General features: G+C 74.6%; 18 protein-coding genes. 10 read left to right on the top strand and 8 right to left on the bottom strand.

Annotated elements, in window-relative coordinates; genetic code table 11:
* Positions 1–330 precede the first annotated feature (330 nt).
* Positions 331–726, bottom strand: a complete 396-nt coding sequence (locus LE181_RS26790) for a hypothetical protein (protein ID WP_225664077.1) — start codon at positions 724–726, stop codon at positions 331–333.
* Positions 726–1,412: a hypothetical protein gene (locus LE181_RS26795; protein WP_225664078.1), complete on the bottom strand. Its 687-nt coding sequence runs from the start codon at positions 1,410–1,412 to the stop codon at positions 726–728. The genes LE181_RS26790 and LE181_RS26795 overlap by 1 nt, the downstream gene beginning before the upstream one ends.
* Positions 1,413–1,717: 305 nt before the next feature.
* Between LE181_RS26795 and LE181_RS26800 the strand changes: the two genes are divergently transcribed.
* Entirely contained in the window at positions 1,718–2,539 is an 822-nt protein-coding gene (locus LE181_RS26800; RefSeq protein WP_308103452.1) for a DUF4142 domain-containing protein, read from the top strand.
* Positions 2,540–2,543: 4 nt separating this feature from the next.
* Positions 2,544–3,941: a DUF1996 domain-containing protein gene (locus LE181_RS26805; protein WP_225664079.1), complete on the top strand. Its 1,398-nt coding sequence runs from the start codon at positions 2,544–2,546 to the stop codon at positions 3,939–3,941.
* Positions 3,942–4,063: 122 nt separating this feature from the next.
* Here the strand turns inward: LE181_RS26805 and LE181_RS26810 are convergent, their stop codons facing one another.
* Positions 4,064–5,080: a PucR family transcriptional regulator gene (locus LE181_RS26810; RefSeq protein WP_308103455.1), complete on the bottom strand. Its 1,017-nt coding sequence runs from the start codon at positions 5,078–5,080 to the stop codon at positions 4,064–4,066.
* A 367-nt stretch (positions 5,081–5,447) separates the two neighbouring features.
* On the opposite strand from LE181_RS26810, the gene LE181_RS26815 reads away from it, so the two are divergent.
* The 4 genes from LE181_RS26815 to LE181_RS26830 all read left to right on the top strand — a co-directional run bounded on the left by LE181_RS26815 (position 5,448) and on the right by LE181_RS26830 (position 10,001).
* A complete protein-coding gene (locus LE181_RS26815) occupies positions 5,448–6,137 on the top strand; it encodes a hypothetical protein (protein WP_225664081.1) in 690 nt (229 codons plus the stop codon).
* A complete protein-coding gene (locus LE181_RS26820; protein WP_225664082.1) occupies positions 6,134–7,648 on the top strand; it encodes an NADH-quinone oxidoreductase subunit NuoF family protein in 1,515 nt (504 codons plus the stop codon). The genes LE181_RS26815 and LE181_RS26820 overlap by 4 nt, the downstream gene beginning before the upstream one ends.
* A gap of 118 nt (positions 7,649–7,766) precedes the next feature.
* On the top strand, positions 7,767–8,777 hold the full coding sequence (locus LE181_RS26825) for an SCO0930 family lipoprotein (protein WP_225664083.1): 1,011 nt from the start codon (positions 7,767–7,769) through the stop codon (positions 8,775–8,777).
* A gap of 87 nt (positions 8,778–8,864) precedes the next feature.
* A complete protein-coding gene (locus LE181_RS26830; RefSeq protein WP_225664084.1) occupies positions 8,865–10,001 on the top strand; it encodes an alpha/beta hydrolase family protein in 1,137 nt (378 codons plus the stop codon).
* A gap of 34 nt (positions 10,002–10,035) precedes the next feature.
* Here the strand turns inward: LE181_RS26830 and LE181_RS26835 are convergent, their stop codons facing one another.
* Both LE181_RS26835 and LE181_RS26840 read right to left on the bottom strand, forming a co-directional pair.
* On the bottom strand, positions 10,036–11,058 hold the full coding sequence (locus LE181_RS26835) for a cytochrome d ubiquinol oxidase subunit II (protein ID WP_225664085.1): 1,023 nt from the start codon (positions 11,056–11,058) through the stop codon (positions 10,036–10,038).
* Positions 11,059–11,106: 48 nt separating this feature from the next.
* Entirely contained in the window at positions 11,107–12,531 is a 1,425-nt protein-coding gene (locus LE181_RS26840) for a cytochrome ubiquinol oxidase subunit I (RefSeq protein ID WP_225664086.1), read from the bottom strand.
* A 377-nt stretch (positions 12,532–12,908) separates the two neighbouring features.
* On the opposite strand from LE181_RS26840, the gene LE181_RS32525 reads away from it, so the two are divergent.
* The 4 genes from LE181_RS32525 (at position 12,909) to LE181_RS26860 (ending at position 16,159) form a co-directional block, all read left to right on the top strand.
* Positions 12,909–13,457: a DUF4232 domain-containing protein gene (locus LE181_RS32525; RefSeq protein ID WP_225664087.1), complete on the top strand. Its 549-nt coding sequence runs from the start codon at positions 12,909–12,911 to the stop codon at positions 13,455–13,457.
* A 141-nt stretch (positions 13,458–13,598) separates the two neighbouring features.
* Positions 13,599–15,179 carry a GMC oxidoreductase gene (locus tag LE181_RS26850; protein ID WP_225664088.1) on the top strand — a complete coding sequence of 527 codons (1,581 nt, stop codon included), beginning with the start codon at positions 13,599–13,601 and terminating at the stop codon, positions 15,177–15,179.
* 131 nt (positions 15,180–15,310) lie between these two features.
* Positions 15,311–15,724 (top strand): SRPBCC family protein, encoded by a 414-nt coding sequence (locus LE181_RS26855; RefSeq protein WP_225664089.1) that lies wholly within the window; start codon positions 15,311–15,313, stop codon positions 15,722–15,724.
* A gap of 33 nt (positions 15,725–15,757) precedes the next feature.
* Positions 15,758–16,159 carry a hypothetical protein gene (locus LE181_RS26860; RefSeq protein WP_225664090.1) on the top strand — a complete coding sequence of 134 codons (402 nt, stop codon included), beginning with the start codon at positions 15,758–15,760 and terminating at the stop codon, positions 16,157–16,159.
* Position 16,160: 1 nt separating this feature from the next.
* On the opposite strand, the gene LE181_RS26865 is transcribed toward LE181_RS26860, so the two are convergent.
* From LE181_RS26865 to LE181_RS26875, 3 genes are read right to left on the bottom strand one after another with little or no spacing between them, the layout of a single operon-like run.
* Complete coding sequence (locus LE181_RS26865; protein ID WP_225664091.1) at positions 16,161–19,013, bottom strand: patatin-like phospholipase domain-containing protein; 2,853 nt, start codon at positions 19,011–19,013, stop codon at positions 16,161–16,163.
* Positions 18,986–20,788 (bottom strand): peroxidase family protein, encoded by a 1,803-nt coding sequence (locus LE181_RS26870; protein ID WP_225664092.1) that lies wholly within the window; start codon positions 20,786–20,788, stop codon positions 18,986–18,988. Before LE181_RS26870 ends, LE181_RS26865 begins: the two co-directional genes overlap by 28 nt.
* On the bottom strand, positions 20,781–21,194 hold the full coding sequence (locus tag LE181_RS26875; protein ID WP_225664093.1) for a hypothetical protein: 414 nt from the start codon (positions 21,192–21,194) through the stop codon (positions 20,781–20,783). The genes LE181_RS26870 and LE181_RS26875 overlap by 8 nt, the downstream gene beginning before the upstream one ends.
* Positions 21,195–21,254: the final 60 nt, after the last annotated feature.

The raw sequence follows: 21,254 nt of genomic DNA on the forward strand, positions 1-21,254 counted from the left end.
TCCGCGGGCCTCGACCTCCTTGCGGATCCTGCGCAGTTGTTCGCCTTCGGAGCCCCCGCCGAGCGGATCCTCCCGCAGTGCGAACAGAATGGTGCCGCCACCCATGCCGTCCCCCTCTTGTCCGATCATCCGGATGTCCGTCTCGTCAGTCTTACGAGGGGCCCGGGGCAGGGGGTGCCGGGCAGCGTCAAACCACCCGTGGGTGGGGGGCGGCGGACAGGAGATCGGTCAGGCGGACGAACAGCGCCCCGGCACCGGTGGTCCACGGGCCGGTGGGTCCGGCCCGGGCCGGTGCCGGGGCGCGAGGGGCACGGGCCGGAGCCCGGTGCGTCAGATCGCCAGCAGCCGTGCGGTCAGGTCGCGGTAGCCGAGGAGGACGGTCCGCAGCTCCTCCGTGCCCGCCCGGGCGCTCTCCCCGTCCCAGGCCGTCCGCAGGGCGACGCGGCGCTCGCCGAGGAGTTCGGCCAGCCGCGCGGACAGGGCGTCGAAGACGGCGTCCGCTTCCTCGACCGCGTGGCGCGGGCCGTCGACGAAGCCGTTGAGGGCGGCCTGCAGCCGGGCGTCGAGCTGCTCGCGCTCGCGGTCCGCCAGCAGCGGTCCGGCCGCGGACGGCGGGAGCGACCGGCGGTGTTCCGTTCCGCCGCCGCGCGGGGGCGCTTCGCCGGGGCCGCCGGGGGTCTCCGGTGCGTACTGTCGTGGGGTGTGCTGTGCGGTGTGCTGGTCCATCACAGGCCCTCCTTCCGGGCGGCACGCCCGCCTTCCCGGGCGTGCTGGGGGATCACGCCACCGGTCCCGCGTGCCGCCGGCTCCGCCGGACGCGTGCCGCCGTGCCGTGCGTGCCGGTGCGGCCGGTGGTCCTGCGGGTGTTCCCTGACCAGGTCCTCGAAGAGACCGCGGGCCCGGACGAGCGCCTCGCGCAGCTGCTCCGTCGGGACCTGCTCCGCCCGGGAGCGGGCGGCCGCGAGGTGGATCTCGCGGAAGCCGTGCGCGGTGTGCGGGTGGTGGACGGTGAGGGAGTCCTGGAGCTCGTCCCACGTGTCCGCCGGGAAGCCGCGTTCCCGGGCGAGGCGGCCGAGCAGCAGCTCGGCCTCGGCCACCGCGCGGGCCGGGGCGTCGACGAACTGTTCCTGCAGGCCCGTCCAGCGGGCGACGTACAGTTCGCGGGACTGTGCCGTGAGTGGTGCGATGCGGACGTCCTCGTGGCGTCGCAGTCGTTCCTTCAGGTCCTTCGCCGCCGCCTTCTCGTCGCCGTCGTGCCGGGCGACCGCGGCGTCGTACTCGGGGCCGAAGCGCCGTCGCAGGCCGCGGCCGCCGGCGTGCGGTCCGCGGCCGACGAGGCGCACGGCCACGACGACGCCGAGGAAGACGACGGCGAGGGCGACGAGGATGGCGATGGTGGCGCCAGTGGTCATTGAGCCGCCTCCCGTCGGTGCCCCTGGCTGTCAGGGGCCGTTGTCCTGCGGGTAGCCCGGCCCGGGGCCGTCAAACGCCCGGCGGGCAGGGGGCGGTGACGCGCCGGCGCGCGGGGGCACCGGCGGCGGGCGGGTCCGGCGGGGTTCCACCGGCGTCCGCGCCGCACGGTAACAGCCCCCGGGGCCGGCGGCCGGCTCTTTGTCAGATACCGACGAACCCCCGGAAGCCGGGCCGCCGGGCGGCTAGCGTCGCTGGCCATTCGACGGTCGGCCCAGGAATCCAGGGAGGCGGCGCCATGCGTCCCGTGCGCTCGACACACGCCATCGGAGCGGGACTGATGCGGTCCTTCGCCCGGCGACGGGTCCTGCCCGAGGGCGGGCGGCCCGGCTCCGGCCGGGCGCTCGGCACGTGGCTGGTGGTCGGTGCGCTGGCCGCGACGCTGGTGGCGCTGCTGATCCCGGTGTCGCTGTTCGGCGGCGCCCGGCCGGCGGCGGCCGGCGGTCCGGCCTGGAGCGACGACGGGGAAGGGACGCGCGACACGGCGTTCGGCCCGCTGACGGCGCTGGACCGGGACTTCGTGCGCAAGGTCCGCCTGGCGGGGCTGTGGGAGAAGCCCGCGGGGCGCATGGCCCTGGAGCGCGGGACCACCGAGGGCGTACGGACGGCGGGCCGGCACCTGGTCGACGGTCACAGCGAGCTGGACCAGCGGTCCCTGGACACCGGCCGGGTGCTGGACGTCGACCTGCCGGACCGGCCGGGCGAGCAGCAACAGGGGTGGCTCGACCGGATGTCCGCCGCCCGCGGGGCCGGCTTCGACCGGACCTTCGCCGAGCTGGTGCGCGCCGCGCACGGCAAGGTGTTCGGGCTGGTCGCACTCGTCCGCGACCGGACGGGCAACGCCGTGGTGCGGGAGCTGGCGACGCGTGCCAACACGGTCGTCCTCGACCACATCACCGTCCTGGAGGACACCGGCCTGGCCGGCGTCCCCCACACCGGGGCCCAGGCCCCTCCCCCCGACCCGGCCGCGTCGCAGGTCCCGCACCAGGACCCGGCCGCGCCCCGGACGTCCCCGCCGGCTCCCTCCTCCCAGGCCCCGGTGCAGCACAGCTACGAGGAAAAGAAGTGATCGCATGACCCCCACGAAACGACAGGGCCACAAACGCCGCCTGCCGCTGAAGGCGCGCGTGGTCGCCGCGGCCGCGGCGCTGCTGCTGGGCGGCGGCGGGACGGCGGTCATCGCCGCCAACGCCTCGGCCGGCAGCGCCGGCAAGCCGGCCGCACGCGCCTCGGACGACGCGGCCGGTGCGGCGCGGACGGCGACGACCATCGCCTGCCCCGACGTCGGCGACCGGCTGCGGGACGTCCCCGACCCGGCCCGGCAGAAGGTGTCCGAGGGCCTCGCGGAGCTCGACGCCCAGGTGGCGCGGGCGTACGAGCGGGCGGCGGCGTCCGGCGGCGACGGCCGGGCCGTGCTGGGCGAGCTCAAGCAGCAGCGTTCGGCGACGATAGGGCGGATGGCGGACGCGATAGGCGAGCGGTCCGCGCGGCCGTCCGACCTGACGGAACTGAGCGGCTGCACGTCGCGGCAGGTCCGTACGGAGGCCGCCGCCGACGGCGGCGGGGAGGTGCGTTCCCTCGGCAAGGCCGTGCCCGGCGGCCCTGCTCCCGCCGACTTCGCCGACATCCGCAAGGCCCCCGCACGGCCCCGGCCCGCGGCCCGGTCCGGCGGCTCGACCGGAACGTTCACCTCGTCGTGCGGCCGCAACGAGAACGGGCACTTCAACTCGGACAACGTCATCGTCACCCCGGGCGTGAGCAACGGCGCGCACCACACCCACGACTACGTCGGCAACCTCTCGACGAACGCCTTCTCCTCGAACGCGAGCCTGGCCGCGGCCGGCACCACCTGCACCAACGGCGATCTGTCCACGCACTACTGGCCGGTCCTGCGGCTCCTGGACGGCAAGGCCGCCCCGGACGCGAACAAGCCGGGCGGCGGCCACGACGGGAACATGGGCAAGGTGCTGCGGCCGGCGTCCGTCACCCTCCAGTTCCGCGGCAGCCCCGCGTCGAAGGTGACCGCGATGCCGCGCTTCCTGCGCATCATCACCGGTGACGCGAAGGCGTTCACCAGCGGCCCGGGCAACGCCAACGCCTCGTGGAGCTGCGTGGGGTTCGAGGACCGCCAGCTCAAGGACAAGTACCCCATCTGCCCGGACGGCGCGGACGTGGTCCGCACGCTCGCCTTCCAGAACTGCTGGGACGGCAGGTCCACCGACAGCGCCAACCACCGCACGCACGTGGCGTTCGCCCGCGCCGACGGCTCGTGCCCGCGCGGCTTCCGGGCGGTGCCGCAGCTCGTGCAGCGCATCACCTACGACGTGCCGGCGGGCACCGCGTTCGCGGTGGACAGCTTTCCGGAGCAGCTGCACAAGCCGGTCACGGACCACGGCGACTTCATCAACGTCATGCCCGACGCCCTGATGGCGAAGGCGGTGGGCTGCGTCAACCGCGGGCAGCGCTGCTGAAGCTCCCGCCCCCGCACTCCCGGCGCCGGGTGTCTCCCCACCGACGCCCTTCCACCCGGTGCCGGGAACACGGCGGCCCCGGACCTTCCGGTCCGGGGCCGCCGGCCTCGTGCACGTCCGGGTCACAGGCCGTTGACCCGGGCCTCCCGGGCGAGCCCCAGCGGACGGACGGTCGCGCCGACGGGACGGGGGCGGTTCTGCGGGCGGGGGCGCGGCCTGCGGGAACGATCCATCAGGCGGCGGCTCCGCAGGGCCAGTTCGAGCTCGAAGCGCATGCGCGGTTCCCGCAGCGCCGGGCCGAAGAGCTTCTCTATCTGGCGCAGGCGGTAGCGCACCGTCTGGGGATGGACCTGCAGGGTCCGGGCCGCCTCCGGTGCGCCTCCGCTCTCCAGCCAGGCGAGCAGCGTCACCTCCAGCCGTTCGCTCTGCCGGGGGGTGAGCCCTTCGAGCGGGCGCAGCCAGCGGGCGGACAGGGCGCGGGCGAGCGACTCGTCCTGGAGCAGGAGCAGGTCGGAGAGGTGGTCGTCGACGAAGACGGGCCGGTGGGCGGGGGCCGCGCCGGGCGGGGTGAGGGAGAGCAGCCGCCGGGCCCAGCGCAGCGAGGAGGCGGCGTCGGCGACGGGCACGGCGTGGCCGACGGCGGCGGTCCGGCCGCCGAGCACCGCCGCCAGGGCGGCCCGGGTCTCGGGACCGGGGTCGGGCACGAGCACGCAGACGTCGGTGTCGAGGGTGCCGAGCAGGCCCTGGCCGAGCGCGGCGGCGAGCTGCAGGCTCACCTGGGCGGCCTCGCCGGCGGAGGAACCGGCGAGCACGACGGCGCGGACGCGGACGGGCGGTGGCCAGCCGGCCTGCCGGGCGAGTCCGGCCAGGGCGCGCTCCGGCAGGCAGCGGTCCTCGGCGAGGGCGGCGAAGAGGGCCTGGCGGGCCCGGGCACCTGGCATCGTTGTCACGACCCGGTCGCCGCTCCTGGGCCGGGGAACCTTCGGTGCCGCCGTCGTGCGCTCGCCGCCGGGAGCGCGTGCGCGCAGGCCCAGGGCGAGCAGCAGGGCCTGTTCCACCGCGTCCTGCGTCATGTCCCGGCCGACGCGCTCCGTGACCTCCGCGAATACCGGTGTATCGCGCAGCAATTCGTCGACCATCCTGGCCGCGACCGCCGGGAGTTCCTTTCTGAGGACGCGTGTCCATTCTCCGCGTGGCCGTGACCAGATGCGGTTCAGCATTTCGCACATCGTCTACCTCCGGACATCTGCACCGGACAAGGGGGACCGGGACGGATGGTCGGACCCTCTCGCCTGAGTGGGCATCATCAGCAGCCACCCACCGCCGTGGGGACAGCCACACGTGAATTTGTCACAGCGCGATAAAGCTTATGAAGGACTTGCGGAATTTGAGCATCCTGCTGTTCATTCGACCGCCCGGCGAATTGCGCCGATGCGCGGGATTTCCGGATTTCTCAGGAACACGGGCGTCCGCCCCGCCACCGCGGGCCGCCCGTCGGAGGCCCCTATGCCTGCGTCACGCACGTCCCCTTCGGTGTTCACCCCCTCCCGCCCCCGGGCGCGCTCCCGGCCGGCCGGCGGCCTCTCCGCCCGGCCGGCGCTGCCCGCCGCGATCCTGCTGCTGCTCGCCGTCGCCGCCCGGGCCGGGGTGGCCGAACACACCCAGGCGTTCCTGGACTTCGGCGCGGGCGTGCTCTCCCTGGTCTCGCTCACCGCGACCGTGATGTGGGGGCTCGCCGCCACCGACCGGATGCTGCTGGGCTCCGCCCACCGGCTGTTGGCCCAGGGGGTGCACCGCGGGCTGGCCGTGGCCGGACTCGGCTTCCTGGCCCTGCACGTCTGGGTGAAGGTGGCCGAAGGACATACGACCGGAACGGCAGTGGCCGTTCCGTTCACCGACGGAGCCCGCCCGTTCCTCGTCGGCCTCGGCACGCTGGCCGGCTACCTCTTCCTCGCCGTCGCCGTGACCGGCGCGGTGCGCAGCGCCTTCGCCGCGATGGGCCGGTCGCTCGTCTGGCGGGCCCTGCACATGAGCGCCTACCCCGCCTGGGGCGCGGCGCTGGTGCACGGGCTGTACTCCGGCCGTGCCGCGGCGGGCTGGGTGACGGTGTCGTACGCGGCGTGCGTGGCAGGGGCCGCGGTCGCCCTGGTGCTGCGGCTGCGGCGCTCCCGCACCGGGCGCGGCGGTGACGCGTGACGGGGCCGGTGCCGTCCCTGGCGGCGGTGGGCACGCCACGGCTGCTGGCCGGGCTGGACCGGCAGGCGTGGCTGGACCGCACGGCGCACCTGGCCCTGCACGGGCCGGCGCCGGCGCCGGACGCCGGTGAACTGGCCGAGCTGGCCGAGGAGATCCGGCTGCGCGGCCGCGGCGGCGCGGGCTTCCCCTTCGCCCGCAAGGTGCGGGCGGTCACCGACGCGCTGCGGCGGGCGGGCGGCGGGCCGGCGGCGGTCGTCGTCAACGGCACCGAGGGCGAGCCGGGTTGCCTGAAGGACACCGCGCTGCTGCTGCACGTCCCGCACCTGGTGCTCGACGGGGCGTTGCTGGCGGCCGGGGCACTCGGTGCGGAGCAGGTGGCCATCGGCGTGACCCGGGAGGACGTCGAGCGGTCGGTGCGACGGGCGGCGGCCGAACGCAGCACGTTCGAGCCCGAGGTGCGGGTGGTGCGGCTACCGGAGCGCTTCGTCACGGGTGAGGGGACGGCGCTGGTGCGCGGCGTGGGCGGCGGCCCGGCGCTGCCGTCCGGCCGCAAGGTCCGTTCCAGCGAGAGCGGGCTGGGCGGGGTGCCGACCCTGGTGTCCAACACCGAGACGTTCGCGCAGCTGGCCGTGGCCGCCCGGCTGGGTGCGGCGCGCTTCGGCGAGCTGGGTCTGCCGGAGGAGCCGGGCACCGTCCTGCTGACCGTCGCGGGCCGGCACGTGGTGGAGACGCCGACCGGGCTGTCGCTGCCCTACGCCCTCGAACTGTGCGGCACCGACCCGGGCCAGGGAGTGCTGGTGGGCGGCTACCACGGCAGCTGGCTGTCGGCGCGCGACGCCCGTACGGCCACGGTCTCCCGGGACGCGCTGGCCGCGGCGGGTGCGGCGTTCGGGGCGGGGGCGCTGCTCCCGTTGCCGGAGTCCACGTGCCCGGTGGGCGAGACGGCCCGGGTGGCGCGGTGGCTGGCGGCGGAGACGGCGGGGCAGTGCGGCCCGTGCTTCCAGGGGCTGCCCGCGCTCGCCGAGAGCCTCTTCGACGCCGCGCACGGCGGCGGCCGGCAGGCCCTGGAGGGGGTGCGGGCGCGGATACGCGCCGTGGAACGGCGCGGGGCGTGCGGCCATCCGGACGGCACCTCCCGCTTCGTGACCTCGTCCCTGGCCGCGTTCGCCGAGGACTTCGAGGCGCACGCGCTGGGCAGTGGCTGCGGCCGTCCGGTCCTCGGGGTGCTGCCGCTGCCGGACGGCGCGCGGACCGGCCCCGGCGGTCCGGCGGCGGGCGCCCGGTCCCCGCGGCCTGCGCCGCAGGAGCGGCTGCTCGTGGACTGGACGCTGTGCCGGGGCCACGGGCTGTGCGCCGACCTGCTGCCCGGTCTGCTGAGGCTGGGGCCGGACGGCTATCCGGAACGGGCGGCGATGGCCGTGCCCGCGCGGATGCGGCCGCGGGCCCTGCGCGCGGTGCGGCGCTGCCCCGCCCTCGCCCTGCGGATCGAGACGACGAGCAGCACCAACTGACCGGTTTTTAGCGCCTCGTGACAACTTCGTGGATCCGCTGAGCAGCCGCGGATCCCCTCCCGTACCCCCACGTGCCGGCGGCCCCCGCCGGCTCCACCCACCAGGAAGGAACACCGACATGAGCAAGCGGCGACAGGCGTCCCTCGCCGGAGCGGCGATCACCCTCATGATGCTGACGGCGGCGTGCGGCGGCAGCCCCTCCGCGAAGGAACGCGACGGTGACGACGCCCGCCCGGCCGCGAACACCTCGGACGCCGGGAAGGGGTACGGGGCCGGTTACGGTTCCGGGGCCGCACCCGGGGCGGGTGCGGCCACCGGCGCCAAGAGCGGCGCCATGGGCGAGCCGGGCGGCAAACTGGCGGTCCGGGAGACGGCGGACCTGGGCCGGGTCGTCACCGACGGCAAGGGCTTCACCCTCTACCGCTTCGACAAGGACACCGCGGCGCCCCCGGCCTCGAACTGCGACGGCGACTGCGCCAAGGCATGGCCCCCCGTGCCCGCCGCCGACGCCTCGGCCACCACCGGGATAGAAGCCTCCGCGCTGGGCGAGGTCGCGCGCAAGGACGGCAGCCGGCAACTGACCCTGGGCGGCTGGCCCGTCTACCGCTACGCCAAGGACACCGCGCCCGGCGACACCAAGGGCCAGGGCGTGGGCGGCACGTGGAACGCGCTGGCACCCGACGGGAAAAAGGCGGGCGGGCAGAAACCGGGGGACGGAAAGGGCGCCGGCGACGCGAAGGAACAACCCGGGGGACAACCCGCCGACGGCGTCTCGGTCTCCGACAACCCCAAGCTCGGCAAGATCCTGGTGGACGGCCAGGGGCGGACCCTGTACCGCTTCGCCAAGGACAGCGCCTGGCCCATGAAGTTCGCGTGCACCGACGCGTGCCTGGAGACGTGGAAGCCGGCCGGGCCCGTGGACAAGGCCAAGATCAAGGGCATCGCGGAGAAGCTGATCACGACGGTGACCCGGCCCGACGGCACCCGGCAACTGGCCGCCGACTGCTGGCCCCTGTACTGGTTCACCGGCGACACCAAGGCCGGGGACGTCAACGGCCAGGGCAAGCAGGGCCAGTGGTTCGCCGTCGACGACAAGGGCCGCAAGGTCACCGCCGCCCCGGCGGGTTGAACCGGCCGCCGGGCATCCGCAGCATGGAAGGCATCTCCGACCTGAGGCGGATGCCGGGGCCGGTTCGCCCTCATTACCGTAATGATCATGATCAGTACGACGAGGAAGACATCGCGGCGGTCCTTCGTGGCCGCCGCGCTCCTTGCGGCCCTCGCCGCTTCCCCGGTCCCGGCCGCCGCGGCGTCGGCGCCGGCGGCCGCGCCCGCCACAGCTGGTCCGGAGGTGCCGGCGCCGGCGACCCGCGTCCCGCTCGGCACGAAGACCCTGCACCTGGTCGACACCTCGCGGCAGGACCCCTGGAAGCCCTCGGCCGGTCACCGCGAGCTCATGGTCACGCTCTGGTATCCCTCGCTGCCCTCGCGGGGGCCGAAGGCGCCCTACGTGTCGAAGTCCCTGTCCCGGGCGGTCCTGGGCAGCGACGCCCTGGCCGGGGTGCGGACCCACGCCGTCACCGGTGCGCGGCCCGCCCCCGTGCCGCGGCCGCTTGTCGTCCTCTCCCCCGGCATGGGCATGAGCCGCATCACGCTCACCGCCCTGGGCGAGGACCTGGCCTCACGCGGCTACGCCGTCGCCGCGGTCGACCACACCTACGAGGCCCCGGTGGAGTTCCCCGACGGGCGCATCGAGAAGAACGTCTTCGGCGAACGCCCGCTCACCGAGGCCATCGTGCGCAACCGGGCCAAGGACCTCCGGTTCGTGCTCGACCGGCTGACCGGACCGGGCAGCGAGCTGCGGGTCGACCCCCGGCGGATCGGCGCCGCCGGGCACTCCATCGGCGGCGCGAGCGCGGTGCAGCTCCTGCGCGAGGACCGGCGGGTGACCGCCGCCGCCAACCTCGACGGCAATCTCTTCGTCGATCTGCCCGCCGAGGGTGTGAAGAAGCCCGTCCTCCTGCTGGGCGCCAGCCGGACCACGGTGCCCGGTCCCCTGGACGACTGGCCGGAGAACTGGGACCGCCTGACGGGCTGGAAGCGCTGGCTGGACGTGCCCACCGGCGGGCACATGACGTTCACCGACGTCCCGTGGATCGCGGACCGCTTCGGTCTGCCCGGGTACCCGCAGGACGAGGTCGACGGCATGCTCGGCACGGTACCCGCCGCCCGCGCGACGGCAGTGACCAGGGATTACGTGGCCGCCTTCTTCGACCGGCACCTGCGCGGCAGGCCGAGCCCGCTGCTCGACCGGCCGTCCTCCGCCCATCCCGAGGTCACGTTCATGAAGTGACGGCGTCCCCGCGGGCCGGTGACCTGGCGTTCCGTCAGCTCGCCGGCCCGCTCTGCGTACGGCTGCGGCCGTCGTGGCTCTGGAAGAGGTGGTAGAGCCACCACAGGGACGGGATCAGCAGCACGGCCCCCACGCCGAGGCTGGCGAGGCACGCGGCGAGGACGGTCCCCTGCGAGGCCGTCTCCTGCACGGTGGTGCCGGGAACGAGCATCAGCGGGTACTGGGCCGCGCCCCACGACCACAGGACGGCCGCCACCGCGAGCGCGGCGGCGAGGCGGGCCGGGACGTAGCGGCGACGGCCGGCCAGCACCAGCCCGGCGACCCCGCCGGCGGCGCTGAGCAGCACCAGGGGCAGCGCGCGGTGGGTGAGTCCGGCGAAGAGCCGTGGCGCGTCCGCGTGCAGGACGGCGGCGCCGGCCAGCGCGACGACGCCGCAGGCCGCGCCGCTGACGAGGGCGCGGCGCCGGAAGGCGTCGGCGAGCGCGTCCTCCCCCTCGCGGACGGAGTCCGCGCACAGGTAGACGGCCGCCAGGTGGGCGCAGGCCAGGACGGCGAGGACGCCGCCGAGCGCGGAGGTCGGATTGATCCAGCTGGTGACGGTGTCGCCCGCGGCGATCCCCGGGGGGACCCGGCCGGAGGCGACGGCGCCCGCGACCGTGCCGAGGAAGAACGGGGTGACGACGGAGGAGACGGCGAAGCAGGCGCCGAAGAGCCGGCGCAGGGCGGTGCCGCTGCTGGCCTTGCGGAAGGCGAAGGCCGCGCCCCGGGCGATGATGCCCAGCGCCGCGAGGGTGAGCGGCAGGTAGAGGGTGGAGAGCACGGCGGCGAAGACCGGCGAGAAGCCGCCCCACAGCAGCACGACGACGAAGATGAGCCAGACGTGGTTGGCCTCCCACACGGGGCCGATGGTGTGCTCGATGAGGTGGCGCTGGGGGGCGCCGCGCCGGGCGTTCCCGGCGAGCAGGTCCCACAGGCCGGCCCCGAAGTCCGCGCCGCCGAACAGCGCGTAGCACGTCAGGCCGGTCCACATCACGGCGAGCGTCGCGTCGGCGAGCACGGGTCACAACCTCTCGGGGGACGGGCGGGCGCGTGCGGCCCGGGGGCGTCAGACGACGGGGTACTCCTCGATGTCGCGCTCCTGGGGGGCGATGGGCACGGGCCGCTCGCTGACCATCCGGCGCAGCACGTAGACGGTCGCCGCGGTCATGGCCGCGTAGACGACCAGCACCAGCCACAGGCCGGCCATCACGCCGGGCGCGGGGTTGACCGCTTGGTGCACGGTCATCAGGCCCTGGACCACCCAGGGCTGGCGGCCGAGCTCGGTCACGCACCAGCCGCATTCGAGGGCGACCACCGCGGCCGGCCCGGTGAGGGCGCCGAGCAGCAGGAAGACCCGGGTGCCGCGCAGGGCCAGCAGGTCGCGGCCGGCGCTGCGGCGCGCGCGCCACCGGGAGAGCAGCAGCCACGCGCCCATCAGGAGGAGGAAGAAGCCGGCGCCGACCATCAGGTCGAACGCCCAGTGCACGCCGGTCACGGCGGGCCAGCTGCTGCGGGGCACCCGGTCGAGACCCTGGACGACCGTGCCGGGGCTGTCGCCGATCAGCAGGGACAGCCCGCTGGGGAGCTCGATGCCGTACCGCAGGCCGTCCCGGCCGCCCACTCCCCCGAGCGTGAGCGGCACATGGCTGCCGGTGCGGTAGACGCCCTCCATGGCGGCGAGTTTGACGGGCTGGTTGGCGGCGACGAAGCGGGCGGCCCAGTCGCCGGCGGCGATCTGCAGCGGGGTGACGGCCGCGCCCAGGGTGAACGGGACGAGGAAGCCAGTCCGGTGGTACGGGTCGCGGCGCCCGCGCAGCATGGCGACGGCGTAGACGCTCGCGGTCAGGAAGGACGCCACCATCAGGGCGGCGAGGATCATGTGGACGGTCTGGGGCGGGCTCGCGGGGTTGAGCATCGCGGCCCACGGGTCGACGGCGGTGATGCGGCCCCCGCGCTCGGTGAAGCCGGTCGGCTGGTTCATCCAGGCGTTGGCGCAGACGACGAAGAACGCCGATGCCACCCCGGCGACGACGACCGGCACCCCGGTCCACAGGTGGACGCGGGGCGGCAGCCGGTCCCAGGCGTAGAGGTAGATGCCGAGGAAGATGGCCTCGATGAAGAAGGCGATGCCTTCGAGGGCGAAGGGCAGTCCGATGACCTGTCCGTAGCGGCCCATCAGCCCGGGCCACAGCAGACCGAGCTCGAAGCTGAGGATGGTCCCGGACACGGCGCCGACCGCGAACAGCACGCCCATGGCGCGGGCCCAGCGCCTGGCCAGCAGGCGGCAGGCGCGGTCGCCGGTGCGCAGGCCGCGCCACTCGGTGAGCAGGGTCAGCAGCGGCAGCCCCACGCCCAGGCAGGCCACGACGATGTGCCAGGCGAGGGAGAAGCCCATCTGGGCGCGGGCTGCCGACAGGTCCCCGGGAGTGGCGGCGGAGGCGGCCGTGCAGAGGGCGTCGGCCACGCAGAATGACCCGGTGCGGGTGGGCATGGCGGCTGGGATACCCGCCGCAGATCACCACAAACCGGCATTACTCCGCTCGGCCCCCTGCCCGCCGGACCGGGCCGGCGGGCACCGCGGGACGTCCGGGACCGCCGGCGCGGGACGTGGCGCCGGGCGGGGGCCCCGGTGGCGTTCGTCGCCCTGTTCGTGGGGGCGGTGTTCCTCGCGGACGCGGCCGGCTCCTGGGGCCGGCGGGGTGCCCGCGGTCCGGCGGGTGGCCGGGATCCGCCTTCCTTGCGTCTCCCCTGTGTTCACGGGCACGACAGGGGGTAGGCGGCTTGTCGTTCCCGGCCGGGCCCGGGTGGCGCACGGAGACGGACCGGCCCACCCCACCGGGCCCGGCCGACCTCGGACAAGGAGTACTCGTGATACGCCACCGGAGCAGGACATCCGCCGCCCTCGCCACCGCCGCGGGTGCCGCGCTCGCCCTCGCCACGGCCGTGGGCCCGGCCCACGCCGCCACCTCCGCGGCCGACCCGACCCAGGCGGCCGTCGCCACCTGCGGCACCTCCGACCTGCGGATCGGGGTCGCCGAACGGCTCGGCGGGGGCATGAACCACGCCGGCGTCACGCTGGAGCTGAAGAACACCTCCGGCCGCACCTGCGCCCTGCGCGGCTACCCCGGACTCGGGCTGGAGGACGCCCGGCACACCCCGCTGCCGACGCGCACCGTGCGGGGCGGCACGTGGTACGCCGACGACCCGGGCAACCGGCTCGTCGTCCTCGGCACCGGCCGGACGGCCCAGGCCAACGTCTCCTGGACGCACACCGGCACCCAGCCGCGCAAGGCCGCCTACCTTCAGGTGACTCCGCCGGCGGCCACCACCCACCGCACCGTCGCGCTCGACGACGTGGTCGACTTCGGCGAACTGCACGTCACCGCGGTCGCGCACCAGGTGCCGGTGCGCGGCTGACCCCGGGGACGCGGCCCGCCGGTCTCGGGAGCCCGGCGACGAACCCTCCGCCCGCCCCCGGCCCCCGCTATCGTGCACATCCGGATTACCCCCTTCAGGGGGTACGGGGTGTCCACGACGGGTGCACTCGGGGGGAACGACATGCGTCTTCCGCGCCGCCGGTTCGCCGGCCTCGCATCCGGTGGGGCGCTGGCCGCCCTCACCGCCGCGACCCTCGGGGCCGCCGGCAGCAGGGCGTTCGCCCGGGCCGTCGCGCGGACCCACTTCAGGGCCGTCGTCATCGGCTCGGGCTTCGGCGGGTCGGTGGCCGCCCTGCGCCTGGGCGAGGCGGGCGTCGACACCCTGGTCCTCGAACGCGGCAGGCAGTGGCCCACGAGCCCGACCGAGGCGGTCTTCGGCTCCCAGGAGCGGGTCGACGGCCGCATGTTCTGGTTCCGCTCCGTGGCGTACTGGCCCGGAGTGCTGCCGCTTCCCGTGCGCCCCCAGCCCGGCGTCATGGAAGTCTCCAACGAGGCGCACCTGGACATCCTGTGCGGCGCCGCGGTCGGCGGCGGGTCCGTCGTGTACACCGGCGCCACCGTCGCCCCGCCCCGCCGCTGGTTCGAGGCGCTGTATCCGCGCGGACTGTCCTACGACGAGTTCGCCGGCCGCTGGTTCCCCCTGGCCACCGCCGCACTCGGCGCGACGACCATGCCGAGGGACGTCTACGACTCGCCTCCCTTCACCCACTCGCGGCTGTGGGACCGGCACATGACCCGGGCCGGGTACCCGCCGGTGCCGGCCGGCTCGACGTTCGACTGGGACGTCCTGCGGGCCGAGCTGCGCGGCACGGTCCGCGCCTCGGCGACGGCCGGGGAGAGCGACTTCGGCTGCTCCAACGGCGCCAAGAAGTCCCTCACCCGCACCTATCTCCCGCGCGCCCTGGCCACCGGCCACGTCCAGCTGCGCCCGTTGCACGAGGTGCGTGCGGTCCGGCGGGGCCGGCGCGGCGGCTACGCCCTGGAGGTGCGGTGGATGGACACCGCCGGGCGGACGCTGGACGTCGAGGAGTACACCTGCGACCTCCTGTTCGTCAGTGCCGGCACCCTCAACACCAACCGGCTGCTGGTCGCCGCCCGCGAGCGCGGGGACCTGCCGGAGCTGCCCGCCGCGCTGGGCAGCGGCTTCGGCGGCAACGGCGACCAGGTCAGCCTGCGCACGGCCCTGACGGACCGTCCCGGCCCCGCGCAGGGCGCGCCCTGCGCCTCCACCTACTTCTTCCACGACCGCTTCGCCCAGCCCCTGCGGGCCGAGAGCTGGCAGTTGCCGGGCGCACACGGTCTGCCGGTCCTCGTCACGTTCGCCGTCACCGTCGACCGCGAGAGCCGGGGGACGTTCCGTTACGACCGCGGGAGCGGCCGGGTCGTCCTCGCGGACTGGACGCCGGACAAGCAGCGGGGGTCCGCGCAGGCGATGCACGCCTACGACGCGGAGATCATCGCCGCCAACCCGGGCCTCGTCTCCGCCGCCCTCGGCTATCCCGTCCCGTTCACCGGTCATCCGCTGGGCGGGTGCGCGGTGGGCCGGTGCACCGACCTGGAGGGCCGGGTGGCCGGGCACCGGGGGCTGTACGTCGTCGACGGATCGCTGCTGCCGGGGAACGCCGGCGGCGCCAACCCGTCCCTGACCATCACCGCCCTCGCCGAACGCGCCCTCGCGCACATCGTCGCCGCCGGCGGATGAGCGCCTCCCGGCCGGGGGGCGACGGGCCGAACGGCGGACTTGTGCCGGGGCGAACGGGTGGCATTGCGACGCAGCGGGCTGCCGCCCGGGCAGGCGGGAAGGGAAGGTTCCGCACCGACGATGGGCAGGGCATGAGCGAATACGAGCGTTCCCGGACGATGCCGGCATTGCCCGAGCACGTCTTCGACCAGGTCAACAGCGTGGAGATGCTCAGCAGCTGGCTGCCGGAGGACCTGCACGTCGAGGCCGGGGAACTGCCGGCCGTGACCGTCCACGAGGACCGCACGGGCGCGGACGAGCGTGCGCTGTTCCGCGCGGACAAGGAGCAGATGCGGGTGGAGTGGGGCACCCGGGACACCGGCAACTACGCGGGCTGGCTGCAGGTGGCGGGCATCGGCAGCGGCGCGAGCGAGGTGACCGTCCACCTCTCGTTCTTCGACGAGGCCGACGACCCCGGCGGGGACACCGTGCGCGCGGCCCTCGCCCGGAGCCTGGAGCGCCTGGAGGAGCAGGTCCTCCTGCGGGTGGACGGCAGCCCCGGCTGACCGCGGACGGCACCGAGGGCATCCGGAGGACCGATGGTCATCTCGCTGAACACGACGTTCTGGTCGCGGCTCTTCCTCGTCGCGGCGCTGTTCAACTACGTCATCGGGCTCCCCATCGTCTTCGCGCGGCGCTGGTCCTACGACCTGTCGTACGTGCCGGACGTCACCCGGGACGCGATGGCGCTGCGCCTGTGGGCGGGGTTCGGGTTCGCGGTCGTCCTCATCGGCATCGGCTATCACATCGTCGCGCGCGATGTGACGCAGAACCGCGGCATCGTGCTCCTGGGCATCCTCGCCAAGCTGTTCGACGTGGTGAACCTGACCACCTTGTACGCCGGGGACCTCGCCCGGCCGCTGGTCCTGGTGCCCGCGGCCATCGACTTCGCGTTCACGGTCGCCTTCGTCCGGTTCTGGATGCTGACCAGCACGGTGTGACTCATCCGGGCGGCGGCGGAAGGCGGCGCAGCACCTCCGCGGCCTCCTGGCCGATGAAGCGGCCGAGCTCCCGGTACGCCTCGAACTGCTTGTGGTCGAACCACTGGTCGCTGGTGGCGTCGTTGGGGAAGACGCCGTGGGTCGAGGCGTAGGCGAGCAGCGGGTAGGGCAGCTTGCGGGTGAGCGCCGCCCGGGCCACGATCAGCCGGCCCCTGGTGCCGCAGCCCTGCCCGTTCACGACCAGCTCGTGCGGATAGATGATGTCGCCGGTGACCACCGCGCGGGCCGACAGACGGGCGTTCAGCGCGGCCAGGGGGTCCTCGGGCTGCAGGGGGCGGGCGCTGCCGGGGACGAGTTGCCGTGCTTCCACGTCGTCCAGGAGGATCCTGACGCCCAGTTCCTGGTAGGCCAGCGAGATGGCGTCGGCCAGCGTGCCCGCGAAGGGCGGGTTGCTGCCGCTGGCGTCGATGCACACGGCGGTGCGCACGCCGTGGCGCAGCAGTTCGACGAGCCCGAGGTTCTCGTAGTGGCCGCCGTCGGTGGTCAGCAGCAGCCGGTCGTCCATCGGATAGCGGCCGGCGATCTCCTTGAGGAGGTAGTGCAGCCGCCGCAGGCGGGGCTGGGGCGGCAGCCTCCAGTCGGGGTCCGGCGCCCACAGTCCGGTCAGGGAGGCCGGGTTGGGCACCCAGGTGCCCAGCCGGGCGTTGGTGAGGGCGAAGAGGGTCTGGAAGACCCTGGCCTGGCTGCCCATGGCGGAGGCGAAGGCGGCGCCGGAGACGGCGACGGCGGACTGCACGGTGAGGTCGGCGCCGATGGTCCCCTCGGTGCGCTCCTCCAGCCGGTCCGTCCGGACGTATCCGATGTCCGGGCCGCCGACGTAGTCGTGGGAGAACGTGTAGGAGACCGCGTGCCGGCCCGGGGGCGTGCGGTCGCTGCCGGAGAGGTTGGCCGCGGCGGCGAAGATGACCTGCGGGAAGCCCTCGCGCTGTTCACCGTACAGGGACAGCTTCGTGGGCTCTTTCGTGAAGTCGTAGGGCCGGGCGACCGTTTCGCCGTCCTCCTCCTTCCAGCGGCGGACGGCGAACGCGGAGGCCAGCCGGTAGCGGTAGAAGGGGTGCAGGCTCATCCAGGTCTGGTCGAGGCACAGGGCGACCGCGAGGACGGCGGCGGGGACGCCCAGCTGCCAGCCCGGGTGCCAGGTGCGCCCGGTGGCGATCGCCCAGCCCAGGACGAGCAGCGAGACGAGCGTCAGGAGCAGCAGGACCAGCCACACGAGCAGGTACTGGCTGAATGCGGTGGGCACGGCCTGGCTCAGTCTGGAGGCGCGCCGCCCGGCGCCGAACAGCTTGCTCATGCCGCCGCCGACGACCTGGCGGCGGCGCCACAGGGTGCCGGCGAGGACGGCCACGTAGGTGAGCAGTGCGGTCAGGCCGGCGCCCGCGCCGACGCCCCGTACGCCCACGTCCGTCCAGTGCTTGAGCCACATCGCTCCCCAGGCCACGGCGGGCAGGAGCAGGACCACGAGCACCAGGAACAGGGCGAGGACGACGAGCAGCCGGAACGCCGTGGCCGCCCACAGGGGCGGACGACGGGAACCCGGGAGCCACGCGAAGGTCACCAGCCAGACGAGCCAGCACGCGAGCGCGGCGCCCAGGCAGCACAGGATGGCGGCGACGGCCGGTGTGCGGAAGCCGGGCCTGCAGGGCGGTGCGCTGCCCGCCAGGCAGGTCAGGTCCGTGACGGGCACGCGGTGGTAGGCCCAGCTCAGGGCGAGTCCCAGGACGAGGAGGCCGGCGACGAGCAGGCTCAGGGAGGCCAGTAGGCCGCGCAGGAGGACGCCGAGTGCGGTCAGCCACTGGCCGGTGCCCTCGGCGAGGTACTTCGAGTGCCGGCGCAGGTGGTCCTCTTCCGGGGTGCCGGGCCCGAAGACGTCCGCGGGGGCGGCGCGGGCCGGGGTCAGGGCCCCTCCTTCGAGGGGGCCGGTGAGCGCCAGTTGCAGGGCGCCGGCCAGGTAGCCGCCGCCGGAGACGGACACGAGGTAGCGGGCCTTGCGCACGTCGTCGCGGAGGACCTGCAGCGCGCCCAGGGTGACGCAGGCCGAGCGGATGCCGCCGCCGGAGACGCAGAACCCCAGGGCGCCCTGCTCGCGGCCGGGCGGGACCCGGCTGCCGTTGAGCCAGCGGACGGCGCTGCCGGCCGGCGGGTCCGGCCGCGCGCTCCGGGGCCAGCGGGCGCCGTCGGCCCGCACCACGGGCCAGGGCGGGATCACGTCGTCGCCGGCCGGCGCCGGGCCGGTGCGGCGTCGCAGGAACGGCACGGCGTGGGAGGCGGCGCGCTTGACCGTGATGGCGACGAGGACGACCGCGACGGGCCCGGTCAGGGCCAGCAGCACCCACGTGACCGTGGCGCAGCCGGTGGCCAGCGCGAACGGCAGGTTCGCCCCTTGCGCCGCGCGCGGAATGCCGTGCGCGAGCAGCAGGTTCCCGGCCACGGCGCACAGCCCCGCGACCAGCGCCGCCACCGCGCCGGTCACGGCGAGGTGCTGCTGGTTCACATGGCGGGCGAGGGTGCGGCGGGCGAGCAGGAAGACCCACACCAGGGTGATCGTGCAGCCGGCGACGAAGACGTGGTCGGCGTGGACCGCGTCGCGGAAGGCGTCGGCGCGGTCCCCGAGGACCCGTACGGCCGCGGCGGCGCTGCCGGCCATCCGCAGGGGCGTGACGTCGACGTCGGTCGTGCAGAGGAGGAACGCCAGGCCGCCGCAGAACGGCAGGACGCCGGTGATGGCCAGCAGCAGCCCCGCCGAGGGCCGCATGCTCCCGGTGTTCACCGCGCGGACCCGGTGCTCGTCCACGGGGCGAACGCGTTGTCCGCCGAGCGCATCGAGGCGCGCAGCTCCGGGAAGTGACGCAGGAGCACGCTGGACATGCTGTTGTTCTCGATCCAGTCGAGTCCGGTGCGGGTGTAGACCTGCGGGGTGTAGTCCTGGGTGAGGAACCGGTCGCTGTTCAGGCGGCGGGACGCCATGAGGAGGAAGATCCGGAAGGCGGTGTCGCTGAAGGCGAAGTTCTTCGGGCGGCGTTCGGCGAACATGCCGACCATGAGATCGACCGCTTCGATGTCGTCGCGGTAGACACGGCGCATCTCCTCGGCCCACTCCGGGTTGTCGGTGAGCGAGGCGAAGTCCCGGGCGGGGGCGAGGTGGAGGGCGCGCCGGAAGTCGTTGTAGCGCGGGACGCCCAGTTCACGGATCCGCAGCACGTCGACGGCGCCGAGGTCCATGAGCTTGCCGTCGGGGCGCTCGAACTCCTGCAGGAACGCCGGGTAGTTGTGCAGGGTGACCAGGCCCGGGTGCGAGGTGCCGAAGGAGTAGAACAGGTCGGACAGCTCGTACTTGCCGAGGAACTCGTACGCTCCGCGCCCCGCCAGCTCCCGGAACGTGGCCTCCCGCAGCGGGGAGTCGTCGGCGGCCGCGCGAATGCTCCAGTCGTCGGGCACGAGGGGGTGCATGCGGTAGACGGCGACGAACTCCTCGGTGAGGGCGTACGGCACGCCGAAGTGGTCGGGGTGCCCGCCGGTGATGCCGCTGAGGACCTCGCTCCGGCTGATGCGGCCGAACATCCTGTGCACGCGCTCGCCCAGGAGGCCGAACCAGTTGGCGCGCATGCCGGTGACGGTCGTGGGGTGGCTGATGACGGCGGGCGTCCACTCGATGGTGTGGATCTTGGCGATGAGGGCGGTGTTGATCAGGCGCCCCCGCTGGAAGAGCTCCTCGTCCGACCACTGCGGGTAGTCCTGGCGCAGCCGGTCGCAGATGGCGTTGTGCTCCAGGATGAACAGGATGTGCATCATGGCCAGGCCCAGCCAGAAGCCGGGGATGCTCGCCGGGTCCCGGTCCGGGTCGTCGGGGAAGAGGGTGCCGTTGCGGGGCACCTTGAGCCGGCCGCCCTCGCCCTCGCGCAGCTGCAGCTGTTCGGCGAGATTGTTGCCGTAGACCTGGGAGGCGTCCCACCAGTGGGACTTCTCGTTGAGGTACGTGGGCGGGAGGCCGTCGTCGCCGGGCGGGCGGGTGGCGTCGGGGACGGTGCGGGGCACGAGCATCGGGGACTGGGGCCAGGGGTCGTCGTCGAGCAGCTCGATGCGCCAGGGGTCGTCGGCCGAGCCCTGGCCGTGGTTGACCCAGTCCCGGATCATGAACTGCAGCCAGGCGGCCACCAGCGCGTTGACGGACTCGGCGGGGATGAACGCGTGCCGGGTCAGCAGGGCGCGGCTCACCTCGCGGGGGCTCGGGGAGAGGATCTGCGGCTCGGGCTCGGGGAAGGCGTTCTCGGGCGGGACGTTGCGGCCGAAGCGGGAGCCCGTCATGCCCATGCGCGGGTGCGCCAGGTCGTTGTAGGTGCCGTCGGCGGAGCGCTGGGTGAGGTGGCGCGGGTCCGGCGGCTCGACGGGGGGCAGGTTCTGCGCCGGGTAGGACGTGGTGTCGAAGAGGTTCTTGCGGCGCAGGTTGTTGCGCAGGCCGATGAGGGTCAGCAGGCCGAGCGGTGTCGGCAGGCGGTCCCAGCCCCTCTTGCGGTCGACGGCCAGCGCCAGCCTGTTGTGCAGCTCCACGAACCATGAGGCGCTACGCATGGTGGGCTCCTTCCCGCGTGCGGCAGCGGAACAACAGCCTCCCGGGCGGCTGGGCCATCAGGGTGAGGGCGACGTTGACCGTGGAGATCGCCGTGGCGGTCAGGCCCGCCCGCCCGGGGAGGGTCCCGGAGCGCCAGGCGCAGGCGGCGGACAGCGCGTCGCTGGCGTGGACGACCGGGGCCAGGCGCAGCGCCCGGTCGAGGGCGCGGACGTCCTTGAGGAGCAGCAGCTCGGCACCGATGATCGTGGTGCGGACGCCGAACATCCGCAGCACGTGGACGAGGGCGGGCTGTCCGGGGTCCGCACCCAGCCGGCGGGCCACCACCTGGGGGGCGAGCAACGCCGCCACGCCGTTGACCAGCCGGATTCCGCCCAGGCTGTAGCGGGCGGCCGTACGCACGTTCATGATCAGTGCCCCTTCCCGCGGGGGACACCCCTTCCTCAGGGGCATGGCGTACAGAATGCG

Origin of the sequence: Streptomyces sichuanensis, assembly GCF_020328095.1 — a bacterium.
GTDB classification, from domain to species: Bacteria; Actinomycetota; Actinomycetes; order Streptomycetales; family Streptomycetaceae; genus Streptomyces; species Streptomyces cinnamoneus.